Annotated in this window: 16 protein-coding genes; 6 read left to right on the top strand and 10 right to left on the bottom strand. The window is 63.5% G+C overall.

The features are described 5' to 3' along the window. Window positions 1-7: 7 nt before the first annotated feature. Complete coding sequence (gene ctrA, locus MRY75_RS10190) at window positions 8-718, bottom strand: response regulator transcription factor CtrA (protein ID WP_292307491.1); 711 nt, start codon at window positions 716-718, stop codon at window positions 8-10. A 117-nt stretch (window positions 719-835) separates the two neighbouring features. After that, complete coding sequence (locus tag MRY75_RS10185; RefSeq protein ID WP_292307490.1) at window positions 836-1,108, bottom strand: DUF1153 domain-containing protein; 273 nt, start codon at window positions 1,106-1,108, stop codon at window positions 836-838. Between the two features lie 144 nt (window positions 1,109-1,252). Between MRY75_RS10185 and mnmA the strand changes: the two genes are divergently transcribed. After that, entirely contained in the window at window positions 1,253-2,392 is a 1,140-nt protein-coding gene (gene mnmA / locus MRY75_RS10180; RefSeq protein WP_292307488.1) for a tRNA 2-thiouridine(34) synthase MnmA, read from the top strand. 68 nt (window positions 2,393-2,460) lie between these two features. Then, complete coding sequence (locus tag MRY75_RS10175; RefSeq protein ID WP_292307486.1) at window positions 2,461-4,260, top strand: glycosyltransferase; 1,800 nt, start codon at window positions 2,461-2,463, stop codon at window positions 4,258-4,260. Window positions 4,261-4,266: 6 nt separating this feature from the next. Here the strand turns inward: MRY75_RS10175 and MRY75_RS10170 are convergent, their stop codons facing one another. Genes MRY75_RS10170 through MRY75_RS10160 form a run of 3 tightly spaced genes read right to left on the bottom strand, consistent with a single transcriptional unit; the run spans window position 4,267 to window position 6,283 of the window. Continuing rightward, window positions 4,267-4,932, bottom strand: a complete 666-nt coding sequence (locus MRY75_RS10170) for an alpha/beta fold hydrolase (protein ID WP_292307484.1) — start codon at window positions 4,930-4,932, stop codon at window positions 4,267-4,269. Further along, window positions 4,929-5,558 (bottom strand): DNA-3-methyladenine glycosylase 2 family protein, encoded by a 630-nt coding sequence (locus tag MRY75_RS10165; protein WP_292307482.1) that lies wholly within the window; start codon window positions 5,556-5,558, stop codon window positions 4,929-4,931. Before MRY75_RS10165 ends, MRY75_RS10170 begins: the two co-directional genes overlap by 4 nt. Beyond that, window positions 5,543-6,283 carry a precorrin-6A/cobalt-precorrin-6A reductase gene (locus MRY75_RS10160; protein WP_292307481.1) on the bottom strand — a complete coding sequence of 247 codons (741 nt, stop codon included), beginning with the start codon at window positions 6,281-6,283 and terminating at the stop codon, window positions 5,543-5,545. The genes MRY75_RS10165 and MRY75_RS10160 overlap by 16 nt, the downstream gene beginning before the upstream one ends. An 88-nt stretch (window positions 6,284-6,371) precedes the next feature. On the opposite strand from MRY75_RS10160, the gene MRY75_RS10155 reads away from it, so the two are divergent. Together MRY75_RS10155 and MRY75_RS10150 are read left to right on the top strand one after the other, a co-directional pair. Next, window positions 6,372-7,610, top strand: a complete 1,239-nt coding sequence (locus tag MRY75_RS10155) for an MFS transporter (protein WP_292307479.1) — start codon at window positions 6,372-6,374, stop codon at window positions 7,608-7,610. A 78-nt stretch (window positions 7,611-7,688) separates the two neighbouring features. Continuing rightward, window positions 7,689-7,931 (top strand): hypothetical protein, encoded by a 243-nt coding sequence (locus MRY75_RS10150; RefSeq protein ID WP_292307477.1) that lies wholly within the window; start codon window positions 7,689-7,691, stop codon window positions 7,929-7,931. A 1-nt stretch (window position 7,932) separates the two neighbouring features. Here the strand turns inward: MRY75_RS10150 and MRY75_RS10145 are convergent, their stop codons facing one another. The 4 genes from MRY75_RS10145 to MRY75_RS10130 all read right to left on the bottom strand — a co-directional run bounded on the left by MRY75_RS10145 (window position 7,933) and on the right by MRY75_RS10130 (window position 12,967). After that, window positions 7,933-8,709 (bottom strand): squalene/phytoene synthase family protein, encoded by a 777-nt coding sequence (locus tag MRY75_RS10145; RefSeq protein ID WP_292307475.1) that lies wholly within the window; start codon window positions 8,707-8,709, stop codon window positions 7,933-7,935. After that, window positions 8,706-10,325, bottom strand: a complete 1,620-nt coding sequence (gene cimA / locus MRY75_RS10140; protein WP_292307473.1) for a citramalate synthase — start codon at window positions 10,323-10,325, stop codon at window positions 8,706-8,708. The genes MRY75_RS10145 and cimA overlap by 4 nt, the downstream gene beginning before the upstream one ends. A 187-nt stretch (window positions 10,326-10,512) precedes the next feature. Beyond that, on the bottom strand, window positions 10,513-11,895 hold the full coding sequence (gene cysS, locus MRY75_RS10135; RefSeq protein WP_292307472.1) for a cysteine--tRNA ligase: 1,383 nt from the start codon (window positions 11,893-11,895) through the stop codon (window positions 10,513-10,515). Window positions 11,896-12,052: 157 nt separating this feature from the next. After that, entirely contained in the window at window positions 12,053-12,967 is a 915-nt protein-coding gene (locus MRY75_RS10130) for a cation diffusion facilitator family transporter (RefSeq protein ID WP_292307470.1), read from the bottom strand. Between the two features lie 119 nt (window positions 12,968-13,086). On the opposite strand from MRY75_RS10130, the gene MRY75_RS10125 reads away from it, so the two are divergent. Beyond that, entirely contained in the window at window positions 13,087-14,268 is a 1,182-nt protein-coding gene (locus MRY75_RS10125; RefSeq protein ID WP_292307469.1) for a pyridoxal phosphate-dependent aminotransferase, read from the top strand. Beyond that, window positions 14,268-14,606, top strand: coding sequence for a TfoX/Sxy family protein (locus tag MRY75_RS10120; protein ID WP_292307467.1), 339 nt, complete (start codon window positions 14,268-14,270; stop codon window positions 14,604-14,606). Before MRY75_RS10125 ends, MRY75_RS10120 begins: the two co-directional genes overlap by 1 nt. 47 nt (window positions 14,607-14,653) lie before the next feature. Here MRY75_RS10120 and ndk read toward each other — a convergent pair whose 3' ends face one another. Further along, a complete protein-coding gene (gene ndk, locus MRY75_RS10115; RefSeq protein WP_292307466.1) occupies window positions 14,654-15,076 on the bottom strand; it encodes a nucleoside-diphosphate kinase in 423 nt (140 codons plus the stop codon). Window positions 15,077-15,267: the final 191 nt, after the last annotated feature.

The raw sequence follows: 15,267 nt of genomic DNA, 5'->3' as shown, positions 1-15,267 counted from the left end.
GGCCCGGTCAGGCGCCGATGGCCAGGCGTCCTGCCTCGTCGATGTTGGGATCGCGCAGGACATACCCCCGGCCCCAGACCGTTTCGATATGGCTGCCATCGCCCGTTGCCTCGGACAGTTTCTTGCGCAGCTTGCAGATGAAGACGTCAATGATCTTGAGTTCCGGCTCATCCATCCCGCCATAGAGATGATTGAGGAACATCTCCTTCGTGAGGGTCGTGCCCTTGCGCAGGCTCAGCAGTTCGAGCATCTGGTATTCCTTGCCCGTCAGATGCACGGTGTTGCCCTCGACCTGCACGGTCTTGGCGTCCAGATTGACCTCGACCTTGCCGGTGCGGATGATCGATTGGGAATGCCCCTTGGACCGGCGGATGATCGCATGAATGCGGGCCACCAGTTCTTCACGGTGGAAGGGTTTGGTCAGGTAATCATCTGCGCCAAAGCCGAATCCCTTGATCTTGTCCTCGCTGGCATCGTTGCCGGACAGGATCAGGATCGGCGTTTCGATCCGCGCAAGACGCAATTGGCGCAGCACGTCAAAGCCGTTCATGTCGGGCAGGTTGAGATCGAGCAGAATCAAGTCGTAATCATAAAGCTTGGCCAGATCGATGCCTTCTTCCCCCAGATCGGTGGAGTAGACGTTCAGATTGGCATTACCCAGCATCAGTTCGATGCTCTTCGACGTCGTCGGGTCGTCTTCGACCAAGAGTACGCGCATCCAGTTTCTCCGCAATGTCAGCGTCCGGCACAAGGCAGTCTGACCGGAAAAAGTTAACCTTAAGTTAGCACGATACCGTGATGTGAAACAACTTAAGATTGCATTAACGCGCCGGGCTCAACGGAAGCGTTGAACCGCCGTGGCCTTGAGGGCGTCGCGCCCATGCAGCAGGGATGCGGCAATCCATGCATCCAGTTCCTCGTCACTGAGTCCATAGCGCGACAGCGCCTCTGTTCGCGAAATCAGCTGATGCACCACCGCATCTACGACAACCGCTTTGCGCGACGCCACCCAGCGGCAGGTGTTGGGCGGCGGCAGGTCGGCCTGCGACAGGATCGAGCCATCGGCAAGCGTGACCGTGCGCGGACCGTTCGATTTCTTGAGATACATCCTCCGGCCCTTTCCATGCCCTGTCTTCCTGTGCGCGGCCACCTTTGCGCGTCCACTCTTAATGTGACGTGAAGCCAAGGGTTGAGAGTATGTCGGATTTACCTATATTTCGCGCGATCAGCCCCACCGACCGGAGACTCCCCCATGGCCCTCGATGCGCCGAAACTCAATTCGCTTGGATTCGCCAAGCCGCCGTCGGAGACGCGGGTCGTCGTTGCAATGTCGGGCGGCGTCGACAGTTCGGTGGTCGCGGCGCAACTGGCCGAGGAAGGCTATGACGTGGTGGGCGTGACGCTGCAGCTTTACGACCACGGCGCGGCCTTGGCCAAGAAAGGGGCGTGTTGCGCGGGCATCGACATCCACGATGCGCGCCGCGTCGCCGAAGACATGGGCTTTCCGCATTACGTTCTGGATTACGAGAACATCTTCAAGGACGCGGTGATCGACGAATTCGCCGACAGCTATCTTGCGGGCGCCACACCCGTGCCCTGCATCCGCTGCAACGAGCGGGTGAAGTTCAAGGATCTGCTGGAGACGGCCAAGGATCTTGAAGCCGACTGCATGGCGACCGGCCATTACATCCAGCGTAAGATGGGCGATCACGGGCCCGAACTGCATTGCGCGACCGATGCGAACCGCGATCAGAGCTATTTCCTGTTCTCCACCACACCCGAACAACTCGACTACCTGCGCTTCCCGCTGGGCCACCTGCCCTCCAAGGACGCGACCCGCGAACTGGCGGCGCGCTATGGTCTTCAGGTGGCGGACAAGCCGGACAGTCAGGACATCTGTTTCGTGCCGAACGGTAACTACGCCAGCGTGATCGAGAAACTGCGCCCCGGCGCGGCGGAACCCGGCGAGATCGTGCATGCCGATGGGCGGGTGCTGGGCACGCATAGTGGGGTGATCCATTACACCATCGGCCAGCGCCGGGGCTTGGGCATCGGCGGGCTGGAAGAGCCGCTTTACGTGGTCAAGCTGGATGTCGATGCCAAGCAGGTGATCGTCGGCCCGAAAGAGATGCTGTCCACCCGCACCATCCCGGTGCGCGAGATCAACTGGCTGGGCGACGCGCCCTTCACCAGCCAGACCGAATGGCATGTCTCGGTCAAGGTCCGCTCCACCCGCCCCCCGCGCGCGGCGATCATCCGCCCGCTCTCGGACACGACGGCAGAAGTGGAACTGCTCACCCCCGAGGAAGGTGTGTCACCGGGGCAGGCCTGCGTGTTCTATGAAACCGAAGGCAGCCGCATTCTGGGGGGTGGCTGGATCTGGCGCGGCTGACGGAAAAGCGTTGCGCGCCTGGCCTGCATGACGCACCCTGACCGGGAGCAGACCAGAACCGGATTCCGATGCCTGACCCCGCCAGCGCCCATGTGATCTGTATCCTGCCCAAGCTGGGATCAAGCGTTGGTGGCGGCAAGATCAATGCGATCTTCACGCGGATGAACCTTCTCGCGGACAAGGCCGGAACCGAGGTGACTTTGCTCAACCTCACGCATGCGTGCGCCCAGAGGATCGCGTTTGCCGAACTGTTGGCGGCAGGGGTGCTTGACCCGAGGGTTGGCCACCGGTCGATCCTTGAGCTGTGCGCCCCGCCCGACGCACAGCACCGCGATGCGCCGGCGCTGCCGGTCTGGGACGACAGCAAGACCGCGCAGGGCCGGAAAGAGCGCATCACCTATCTGCGCAACGGTGTTCCGGTGATGCGGGACACCATCGAACACTGTGCGGCGGGTCGCCTGACCACTCGGCACCTTCTGGACGACCCGCAGCACGAGCGTCGGCTGAAATATCTCGACGGAATGTTGGTCGAAAGCCGGGACGCGTTCGGCGATGGCGTGGTCGAGAAGGTGGCGTTTGTGCAGGGCCAGCCGCGGTGCCGCGTGCGGCGCGAGCGCGGGGCATTGGTCGAGATCGAGGATTACGCGCTTGGGCAGAGCTTTACCGACGAGGCGGCCCATCACCGTGTGCTGGCCCTGCGGCATTTCCCCGAAAACAGCATCGTGTTCATCGACGGTGTGACATCAGCCCACCTGTCGCGTCCGATCCCGGCACGCAAGGTGCTGTTCCTGCACGCGGATCACCGGGCCGCGTCGGGCAAGATCGTGCCCCGCTCCCGGGGGTTGATCGAGGCCTTCGACGGGGATGCGATCCTCACCGCCACCCATGTACACAAGGAACGTCTGGAACAGGATGTCGCCCATCGTGCGCCGATCCGGGTGATCCCGCATTACACCGACATCACCCCCAAGAAAGGGGCACAGCGCGCCCATATCAGCACGGTCTCGCGGCTGGACCTGACCGGCAAGCCCATCCACCACTGCATCGAGGCCTTTGTGCGGGTGATGCATCTGATCCCCGACACGAACTACCTGATCTACGGGTCCGGTGTGGGTGAGGCGCGATTGCGGCAACTGATTGCACATCATGACTGTGCCGACCGGGTCTTTCTCATGGGCCACACTTCGCAACCCGAGGGTGTGTTCAGCAGCAGCCTCTTCTCGCTTGCCCCCACGATCACCGAAGGCTTCGGCCTCGCCTTGCTCGAATCCTTGGCCTGCGACTGCCCGGTGATCAGCCATGACGTGGATTACGGCCCGCGCGAGTTGATCCGCTCGGGTGTGAACGGAGAACTTGTGCCGCCCGGCGACATCGAGGCTTTGGCTCAGGCCATCCTCAAAGTGCATGCAGATCACGCCCGCTATGCTGCGGCCTGTGCCGCGTCGGTCGAGCGCTATTCCTTCGCCCGCTACAAGGAGCGGTATCACCGGCTGATCGACGACCTTGTGTCGAACCGGTTTGTCTTTGATCTCTGTGCCAGGGACATGAAGGCGGAAACCCTGCGAGCCTTGGATAAGGCCCCGGCCCGACATCGCGACAGGCTGCTCGATCTCTATATCCACCAATGTCATCTGAGCCGCGACCTGGGCGGCATGTATCACGGGTTCCAGCAGAAAATCGCCCTTCACCCGAAGGACCAGCGCCCCGTGGTGCGCTGTGTCTGGCTCAGCCGAAGGCTGGGCAAACTGGACGCCTGCCGGACACACCTGAAAACCTTCGAACGACGCTTCCCGGATCAGCACGCGCAATTCGTGGCGCGCTACCCGGATTTCCTCGAACTCGCCGACGCGGTGGACGGGCTGGCCTGACCCCGCTCAGAGGTTGCACTTGTCCCGCATGAAGGCCAGCGCCACCGACAGCCCGTCCGGCGCGATGCCATGTGCCGTGCCCTTCATGATATGGGCATAGACCTCTTCCCACCCCGCCTTCTGCAGGGCCTCGGCGGCCTCGGGCAACGACTGCGGCGGCACCACGTCGTCCTGATCGCCATGCACCAGCAGAACCGGCGGGCGGCTTACCACTTCGTCGGCCAGCAGGTCGGGGGCCAGCAACCGGCCCGAAAACGCCACGACACCCGCCACCGCGTCTTCGCGGCGCGGGGCCACATGAAGCGACATCATCGTGCCCTGGCTGAAGCCGAACAGCACCACCTGTTCAGGCAGCAGATCCTCATCCACCATCAGCGCATCGAGAAACGCATTCAGGTCATCGACCGCCCGCGCCATGCCCGCCATTGATTCCTCTTCGGACGAGCCGTCGATCCACGGGATCGGGAACCACTGAAAGCCGAAGGGTGCCCCGGCACAGGCCTCGGGCGCATCGGGCGCCACGAAGAGCGTATCGGGCAGATGTTCACCCAGAGGATCCGCCAGTCCCAACAGATCGGCCCCATTGGCCCCATAGCCATGCAGGAAAACCACCGCCGAGCGGATCTCTCCCGATACCGGCTCTTTCCGGCCTGCCTGCAACACCCGTGTCATGCGATCCCCTCTCGGTCTTTTGCCACATGGTAGTAGGCCCAGAGCGCCCGCGCCGCAACCGATCTCCACGGGCTCCACGCCTCGGCCATCTGCCGCAAGGGCTTTTCCTTGGGACGCTCGGGCAGATCGAACAAAATCCGGGCACCTTCCTGCAAGGCAAGGTCACCCGGTGCAAACACATCTGCACGACCCAAGGAAAACATAGCATAGATTTCTGCCGTCCAGACGCCGATCCCCGTGACATTGATCAGGGTCGTGATGACCTCTTCCGTCGGCGCATGACGCAGCGCGTCATAGTCGATGCCCGCCTCGGCCAGCGCACAGGCATAGCGCGCTTTCTGCCGACTGAGGCCCAAATCCCGCAACCCGTCCCGATCATGGCGCAGCACCGCCTCGGGCGTCACCGCACCCGCATCTTCCAGCTTGGCCCAGATCGCGCGGGCCGAGGCGACGCTGACCTGCTGGCTGACGATTGCGCTGAGAAGCTGCGCGAACCCGTCCGGCCTGCGCCGCAGCGGCAAAGGTCCGGTCTGTTCCAGCGCCTCGGCAAAGCGCGGCTCGGCCTTGGCCAGCCAAGCAGCACCTTCGGCCACGCAGGCGTCGGTTTCGATCAGGCGTCCAACCACAGCTTCGTCTCCAACCAGTGCATCGCAGCCTCGACGCTTGTGACCTCGGGACCCATCGCGATCCGGGGCCGCGCGATCATGTAGACCGGTAGCCTCAGCGCCCGCGCCGCCGCGATCTTGGGCCAGCCCCCCGGCCCTCCTGCATTGCGGGTCAGCACCGCGTCGATCCGGAACCTGCGCATCAGCGCGATTTCCCCGTCGATTGTGAAGGGCGGCATGCCGTGCAGATAGCGCCCGTTCCGCAACGGGAACGGATCATGGTGGTCGGTCAGTTGCCGGGCATAGAGATATGCTTGCGTCAGCGCCCGCAACTCGGGCAGCGCCGGTCGGCCCAGGGTGACCAGAACGCGCGCGCCTTTCGGCAGATGTTTCGCGGCATCGCGGGCAGTCTTGAAGGGAATCCACCTGTCGCGCGCTGTCGGACGCCACGCCGGTCGTGCAAGACGCAAGAGCGGCAGATCCATCTGTCCGGCCAGCCGCACCGCAAGACGCAAAGTGTCGACATCGCAGGGGTGCGGCGCGCTCACCACGACCGAGGCGTTCCGTGCCAAAGCGCCAAGATGATCCTGACCCGAGGCCCCCTGCCCGGTGATCCGGTCCCGATCCGGCAACCAGAGCCGCGCCTGTGCGCCAAGACGTTCGGCAAGGCGTCGCGCCTCGGCCGATCCGCCAAGGATCACCACCTGCCCCCGGCCAGCGGAATTGGAACCGTCAAAATCCTTCATCCTGCCCGTCTACTGTCCCGCGAGGCAAAGCGCCACGGCGTGATGCGCACACTTGCAGGAAATTGAATTTGGACATACGGCTGCTGACATGAGCACAGTTGACCACGCCTCCCCCGACGCCACCACAGAAAACCGCCGCGCGAAGCGCAACGTCTTTGTCCTTGTTCTGGCACAGGCGATCCTTGGTGCGCAAATGCCGATGCTCTTTACAGTGGGTGGTCTGGCCGGGCAGTCGCTGGCGTCGAACATCTGTTTCGCCACCTTGCCGATTTCGCTGATCGTTCTGGGGTCGATGACGACAGCCACGCCGATTTCCGCCTTCATGCAGAAATACGGCCGCCGCGCCGGCTTTGCCGTGGGCGCGACCGGCGGTGCGCTGGGCGGGGCCATCGGGGCTTACGGGCTTTATATCGCGTCTTTCCCTGTGTTTCTGTTGGGCAGCTTCCTGACCGGTATCTACATGTCCGCACAGGGCTTTTACCGCTTTGCTGCCGCTGACACCGCCACAGATGAGTTCCGCCCCAAGGCCATTTCCTATGTCATGGCAGGCGGTCTGGCGGCCGCGATCATTGGGCCTCAGCTGGTGAAGGCAACAGCCGATTGGTATGTGGTCCCGTTCCTCGGCACCTATTTCGCGGTTATCGTTCTGAACCTGATCGGATCGACCCTGTTTCTGTTCCTCGACATTCCGAAACCCAAGGCACCCCATGCGGATGACCCGAAGGGACGGAGCCGGATGGAGTTGCTCAAGACCCCGCGCATCGCGGTGGCGATCATCTGCGGCATGGTCACCTATGCGCTGATGAACCTTGTCATGACCTCGACCCCTCTGGCCGTGGTCGGATGCGGCTATACCGCTAACAACGCCGCCGACATCGTGTCCGCGCATGTTCTTGCGATGTTCATTCCATCCTTCTTCACCGGACACCTGATCGTCCGCTTCGGTGTGGAAAAGATCGTGGCGACCGGTCTGCTGATCCTGGCCGGAGCCGGCGCCGTGGCATTGCACGGCGTGGCGATCGAGAATTTCTACATCGCGTTGATCCTGCTGGGCTTTGGCTGGAACTTCGGCTTCATCGGTGCAACCGCGATGCTGACCGCAGCCCACGCCCCGCACGAGAGGGGCCGGGTACAGGGCATGAACGACGTGCTGGTGTTCGGCGGTGTCACGATGGCATCACTGGCTTCGGGCGGATTGTTGAACTGTTCCGGTGGCACGCCGGTCGAAGGCTGGAGTGCGGTGAACATGGCCATGGCTCCGTTCCTGATGCTGGCCGGTGGGTCCTTGATCTGGCTGATGTTCCAGCCGAAGGACCGCGTCGCCTGAGTTGGCCGAGGGCCTTAAGGCAATCTTCAGGCTTTGGGCACAGAGTGCCCGGCAGTTTCCACCAGAACGGTGCCTGCCATGCTTCGATACCTGATCCTCGCCCTGCCCTTGCTTGCCGCCTGCCAGCACTATGACAAGGCCGCGCATTTCGCCGCCGGGGCGGCGGTGTCGCATATCGTGACGCAGGAAACCGGCAATCCCACAGCGGGCTGTCTTGCGGCCATCGGTGTCGGGGTGATCAAGGAACTGATCGACGATGTGGCCGATCCGGCGGACATCGTGGCAACCGGGTTGGGCTGCAGCGTGGTGCTGGCGTTCTGAGTTACCAGCGTCCCGTGGCCGCGCACCACATTAGGCGCAGCTTCTTGGACGCTTCGGCCATGCCAAGCGTACCGTCCGCAACCCGGCGCGGATCGGCTGCGGCCTGTTTCAGGATCGGCCCAGCCTGCCAAGTGGACAGCGTGACCGGCTGTGCCGCTTTCGGCAGATCGGCGCGGCCCTGGCGGGATTTTACCAAACGGTCAAATCCTTGGCGGGCAAGGTCCCGAACCGCGTCGGGCCGTCCATCCACCAAGGGCCTGCGCCCCTGCCGTTCCAGTTCCGGTACCGCGCGCAGGAATTGCGCAAGACCGCTGGCATAGCCGAGGTCGGTCAGCATGTCGGGCATGGTGCCACTCAGGCTTTGCGAGGCCGCGCGCAGGAGGGAGGCTGCGGTGTCTTCGATATATTTTGAAAATGCCGCCTGATCTTCAAACGGATCGCGATAAACGTCCCAGAGCCGCGCCTGAACCGCCTTCTGCAACTCTCGCGAGGCGGGGGCATCCAGCACATGTGCCAGCGACGTCACCACCTCATGCCGCCGCACCAGCCCACCGCTGGCGATTTCCTCCAGCGCATCGGTCCACCATTGCAGGCGCATCTCCGCGATGATCGCCTCTTTCGTCACCCAAGGCGCGCGGGAGACCTCGACATTGAACGCGTATATTGGAAACAACACCTTACGCGCCGCAACGGGTGCCGCCATCGTGGCGGCAAAGCGGTCAGGATCGCCTTTTTCAACCAGTTGCGCGCAGGCGATCAGATCGGCGTCAAAGCTCATGCCGGGGCGGCGTCCCGGACCAGTTTCCAGCGCACGGCATCCAAGAGCGCTTCGAAAGATGCGTCGATGATGTTGGCGCTGACGCCAACAGTGGACCAGCGCCGCCCCTGCCCGTCTTCGCTGTCGATGATGACGCGGGTCACGGCCTCGGTCCCGCCCTGGGTGATGCGCACCTTGAAATCGACAAGGCGCATGTCGTCGATCATCGACTGATAGGGTCCAAGGTCCTTGGCGAGCGCCTTGGACAGCGCGTTCACCGGGCCGCGGTCATTGCCCAGCTCGTCCATCGACTCGCTGACCGACAGCTTCTTCTCGTCGCCCACCTTGACCACGACCACCGCCTCGGAATGCGAAATCATCTTGTTGTACTTGTTCTTCCGCCGTTCAACGGTGACGCGGTAGCGTTTGACCTCGAAGAACTCGGGCAGCATTCCCAATTCGTCGCGTGCCAGCAGTTCGAAACTCGCCTGCGCGGTGTCGTAAGAGTAGCCCTCGGATTCGCGCATCTTGATCCGATCGAGGATGCGGGCCAGCGCCGGGTCCTTGTCCGGCACTTCGATCCCGGCTTCCGCCAGACGGCGGCGCAGGTTCGACTGGCCCGCCTGATTGGACATCGGAATCACCCGGCGGTTGCCCACCTGTGCGGGGTCGATATGCTCGTAGGTCGTCGGATTCTTGAGAATCGCGCTGGCGTGCAGCCCGGCCTTGTGCGCAAAGGCGGAGGAGCCGACATAGGCCGATTGCTTGAGCGGCACACGGTTGAGGATCTCGTCCAGCATCCGGCTGATCCGCGTCATGCCTTCGAGCGCCTCCAGCGTGACGCCGGTCTCGTAGCTGCTGGCATAGGGTTCCTTGAGCAGCAGCGTCGGGATCAGAGCGGTCAGGTTCGCGTTGCCGCAGCGTTCGCCCAGCCCGTTCAGCGTGCCCTGGATCTGCCGCGCGCCTGCATCGACGGCGGCAAGCGTGGTGGCCACGGCCATTTCGGTGTCGTTATGGGTGTGGATGCCCACATGGGTTCCGGGAATGCCCGAGGCAATGACCGCTTCGGTGATCCGGCCCACCTCACTGGGCAGCGCACCGCCATTGGTGTCGCAGAGCACGATCCAGCGCGCGCCCGCCTCGTATGCGGCGTGCAGGCAGGTCAGCGCGTAGTCGGGATTGGCCTTGTAGCCGTCGAAGAAATGTTCCGCGTCGAACAGCGCCTCGCGTTTCTGAGACACGATATGGGCGACCGAGGCGCGGATGTTTTCGACATTTTCCTCAAGCGTGATGCCAAGGGCTGCGGTGACGTGGAAATCGTGGGTCTTGCCGACTAGGCACACCGACTTGGTGCCCGCGTTCATGACCGCCGCCAGAACATCGTCATTCTCGGCCGAGCGGCCCGCGCGTTTGGTCATCCCAAAAGCGGTGACGGTGGCTTTGGTGTGGCCGACCTCTTCGAAGAACGCGGAATCCGTGGGGTTCGCCCCCGGCCAGCCGCCTTCGATATAGTCGATGCCAAGCGCGTCGAGCGCCTCGACGATGCGGTGTTTCTCGGGGGTCGAGAACTGCACGCCCTGCGTCTGCTGCCCGTCGCGAAGGGTTGTGTCGTAGAGGGTCAGGCGGGTTTTGGTCATGGGGTTTTCCCCGCAGTTAGGGACGCGCCCGACCCTGGGTGGGCGCATCTGTCGTTCGAGCGATGCGAGGCATCGTCACGCGAATACCGTTGGTTCGGTTCGGGCGGATAGCCAATGCGCCCTCCCGGGGGGAGGGTCGGGCGCGGCCCGGCGTGCCGCCGGGCACAGTGGTTCGAGCGGAGCGTCATTACACACCCTCCAGTTTCGCTGCGTCGAAGCCCGTTCCCGGGACCAACTCGACACCGGCCTTGGACATACGCACTTCGACACCGGCCTCGGTCAGTGCGGTTTTCATCGCATCAACAGCGGAGAAGTCTTTGGTCTGCATCGCGGTTTCGCGCAGAGCAGCAAGACGATCCGCGTAAGTGGAAAGCTCGACACTTACAGTGTCCCAGCCGCCAAGGTCATCGGTCAGAAGCCCGACCATTTGCGCACCAGCCAACAGGCCGGCCGCATCGCCTTCCCCGGCGAGCTTGTGCAACACCGAAACCGCACCGGCGGTGTTGAGATCATCAGACAGCGCCTTAACAACCTCCAACGGCACCTCACCCGGTTCAACGCCGTCCGTCAGCGCCCGCCACTTGCGTAACGTTGCCTCTGCCTCTTCCCGCTTCTTCTCCGTCCAATCCATCGGCTTGCGGTAATGCGTCGAGAGGAACACGAACCGGATCACCTCGCCCGGCACGCCTTGATCCAGCAAATCCCGCACGGTGAAAAAATTGCCCAGTGACTTGGACATCTTCTTGCCCTCGACCTGCAGCATCTCGTTGTGAAGCCAGTAGCGCGCAAAGCCGTGGCCTGCGCATTTGCTCTGCGCGATCTCGTTCTCGTGGTGCGGAAACATCAGGTCATTGCCCCCTCCATGAATGTCGAACGTGTCGCCCAGCAACTCGTTCGCCATGGCAGAGCATTCGATGTGCCAGCCGGGGCGGCCCCGGCCCCATGGGCTGTTCCAGCCGGGCAGATCATCGGTGGATGGTTTCCAGAGCACGAAATCCATCGGGTTGCGCTTGTAGGGCGCCACCTCGACCCGCGCTCCGGCGATCATGTCGTCCACCGACCGGCCCGAGAGTTTGCCATAGCCTTCGGGCCAGCTATCGACCGCAAAGAGTGCATGACCTTCGGCGGCATAGGCGTGTCCCTTACCGATCAGGTCTTCTATGAACGCAATCATCTGGTCGATATATTGCGTCGCGCGGGGTTCATGATCCGGGCGCAATGCGCCAAGCGCATCCATGTCGGCGTGATACCAACTGATCGTCTCGTCCGAGCGTTCACGGATCAGCGCCTCTAGCGTTCCCTCGGCCCCGGCCTCACGGCGCTTCTGCGCCGTTTCGTTGATCCGGTCATCCACGTCGGTGAAATTCCGCACATAGGTCACGTGATCCGCGCCAAAGGTGTGGCGCAGCAGCCTGTAGAGCACGTCGAACACGATCACCGGGCGCGCGTTGCCCAGATGCGCGCGGTCATAAACGGTGGGCCCGCAGACATACATCCGCACGTTCTTTGGGTCGAGAGGCGTGAATTCCTCTTTCTTGCGGGTGGCGGTATTGGTCAGCCAGATGGTCATGGATGCTCCTCGCGGGCCGGGGTCGCGGCGGGAGTAGCAACTTCAACTCGTGTTGGGAATAGAAGACCGGCCCGCCAGATGGATTAGCGGATAATGCAGCAAATGAGAGTTGCGATACGGGTCATGATCGCTGTCTACGCCGACGCGCCGGCCTGCGTCAAGCATGTCCGATTCGAGGCACATCGGTGCAGGCGTGGCGGGCGCATTCCAGCTCGAGCGTCGCATGTCCGATCCCGGCCTGTTTCAGAGCCGTCTTGAGCCGCGCCTTGATGGCGTCGGCCTCGTTCCAGCGGCCCTCGGAGACCACGACATGCGCCTCGATGGCGGCTTCGTGCTCCTGCATCTGCCAGAGATGGGCATGGTGGATGTCCTGTACCCCGTCGATGGCGCGCAGCTCGTCCAGCACCCGGTCGGTTTCGAGATCCGCCGGGCTGCCCAGCATCAGGATGCGGATCACGCCGCCGATTTCCGAGACGGACATCCAGAGGATGTAGCCGGCGATGCCGAAGGTCACGAGCGGATCGATGAGGCGCCAGTCATACAGGATGATCAGGGTGCCCGCGACGATGACCGCAACCGATCCCAGCGCGTCCGCCACATTGTGCAGGAACGCCGCGCGGATGTTGACGCTGTCCCGGGCCATCGCCCATGTCAGCGCGGCTGTCACAAGATCGACCACGAGCGCGATGCCCGCGATGATGACCACAAGCCAGCCGTCGACCCCCTGCGGGTCGATCAGGCGCAGCACCGCCTCGTAGCACAGGTAGAGGCCCAGCAGGATCAGCGTGGTGTAATTGATCAGCGCCGCGACCACCTCGGCCCGGCCATAGCCGAAGGTCATGGTGGCGGTGGCCCCCTTGCGGGCGATCCGGCGCGCGACAAAGGCGATCACCAGCGCGACTGCGTCCGACAGGTTGTGCAGCGCATCGGCGATGAGCGCGAGCGATCCCGACAGGATGCCGCCCACGATCTGCGCCACGGTCAACCCCAGATTGACCGCCACCGCCCAGACAAGCCTGCCGTCGCCGGCGTTCGGGTCGATGTGGTGGTGATGGTGGTGATCATGCGGCATGGGTCTGGTCCTTTTGCTGGCCTCAGGGTGGACCCCATGCCGGCCAAGTGCAAGGCATCGGGCTCTGGACCTTTGGGCGCGCGCTGGGCAGAAGGAGGCAGACGATCTTCGGAGGCCCCATGCCCGCACTGTCACAGCGCATCACAACCCTCAACGGCGACGGCTCGGATGGATGGGACCTGTTCTATCGCGCCCGCGCGATGATCGAATCCGGTGTCCCCGTTACCGAGTTGACCATCGGCGAGCACGACATTCGCACCGATCCGTCGATCCTGCGGGCGATGCATGACAGCGCCATGGCAGGACATACGGGCTATGCCATCGTGCCGGGCATCGGTGCGCTGCGTGACGAAGTGGCGGCGCGGATCGAGGCGCGCACCGGTGTGCGGACAGGTCGCGAGAACGTGCTGATCACGCCAGGCGGCCAGGCCGGGCTGTTCGCGGCGCATATGGCGGCCTGCGCGCCGGGCGATGTGGCACTTTACATCGACCCCTATTACGCGACCTATCCCGGCGTGCTGCGGGCGGTGGGCGCTCAGCCGCGCGCGGTTCCCACGCGCTCTTCGCGCGGTTTCCTGCCTGATCGGGCGGCCCTGGAGGCCGCCTGCGATGGTGCGGCCTCGTTGCTGATCAACACACCTAACAACCCCACGGGCGCGGTCTACCCGCGTGCCACGCTGCAGGACATTGCCGATGTTCTGACCGAGCGGGACATGTGGCTGATTTCGGACGAGGTTTATGACAGCCAGGTCTGGGAGGGCAAGCATCTGAGCCCCCGCGCCCTGCCTGGCATGGACGCTCGCACGCTGGTGATCGGGTCGATGTCGAAGAGCCACGCCATGACCGGCAGCCGGATCGGATGGATCGTCGGGCCGGAAGAGGCCATCGCCTGCCTGATCGACCTTGCCACCAACACGACCTATGGCGTGCCCGGATACATCCAGGACGCGGCGCTGTTCGGCTTGCGGGCCGGGGCTGGGTTGGAGGCGCAGGTGGCCGAGCCCTTCCGGCGGCGTCGCGCCATTGCCGAACGGGTTCTTGCGGCGCAGCAGGCGGTGCGCATGATCCCGGCGCAGGGTGCGATGTATGTCATGCTGGATGTGCGCGCGACGGGACTGAGTGGTGAGGATTTCGCCTTTGCGCTGCTTGATGCGCATCACATCGCGGTCATGCCGGGAGAGAGCTTTGGCCAGTCGGCTGCCGGGCATGTGCGCGTCGCGATGACCTTGGAAGACAGCCGGTTCGAGGCGGCGCTGCGCAGCTTGTGCGATTTTGCCGCCGGGTTGGCCAAGGCCGCGTGATGGTAGAGCCGGTCTCGTCGATCCGCAATCTGGGACCGGCGATGGAGGCCGCCTGCGCACAGGCCGGGATCACATCGGCAGAGCAGCTGCGCGAGATCGGCGCAGATGAGGCCTACCGGCGGTTGCTGGTTTCCGGCATGCGGCCGCACTTCATCGGGTATTACGTGCTGGTGATGGGGCTTCAGGGTCGACCGTGGAACGATTGCAAGGGCGACGAGAAGTCAGCCCTGCGGGTGCGGTTCGATGCGATCAAGGCCGAGGTCGCTGGGCGCGCGGATGCGGTGCCCTCGGGCATCGAACGGTTTCTGGACGAGATTGGCGTCGTTGCCAAAAAGTAAGCCGGGCAAATGCCCGGCTGACCTGTCGTTCAGTCTGAAACGGCGGCTTAGCCGACCAGTTCGAGACCGGAAAAGAAGAACGCGATTTCTTCCGCCGCGGTTTCCGGAGCGTCGGAGCCGTGGACCGAGTTTTCACCGACGGATTCGGCGAATTCGGCGCGGATGGTGCCGGGGGCGGCGTCTGCCGGGTTGGTGGCGCCCATGACTTCACGGTTTTTCGCGATGGCGTTTTCGCCTTCGAGAACCTGCACGACGACGGGTTCGGACGCCATGAATTCGCAGAGTTCATCGTAGAACGGACGCGCTGCGTGTACGGCGTAGAACTTGCCCGCCTGCGCCTTGGTCAGGTGAATGCGCTTCTGCGCGACGATGCGCAGGCCTGCTTCTTCGAACTTGGCGTTGATCTTGCCGGTCAGGTTGCGGCGGGTGGCGTCGGGTTTGATGATCGAGAAGGTGCGTTCGAGGGCCATGTTGATCACTCCGTGGTTTTGGTTTGCGATTGGTGCGCCCGTTAGCATGGGGGTTTGGCGTTGGAAAGCCCTTGGAAGGGCCTTCATCCCTGCTGCGCAGGGATTTGAGGGCGCTGCCCTCAAACTCCCGAAGTATTTTTGAACCAGAGAAGATATGGGCGCTGGTCTGTCTTCGCGGGCGTTGATATGGG

Source organism: Marivita sp., assembly GCF_022763305.1.
Lineage (GTDB): Bacteria > Pseudomonadota > Alphaproteobacteria > Rhodobacterales > Rhodobacteraceae > Marivita.
Note: the sequence above shows the minus strand (reverse complement) of the source record. Positions and strands in the feature narration are given on the sequence as shown.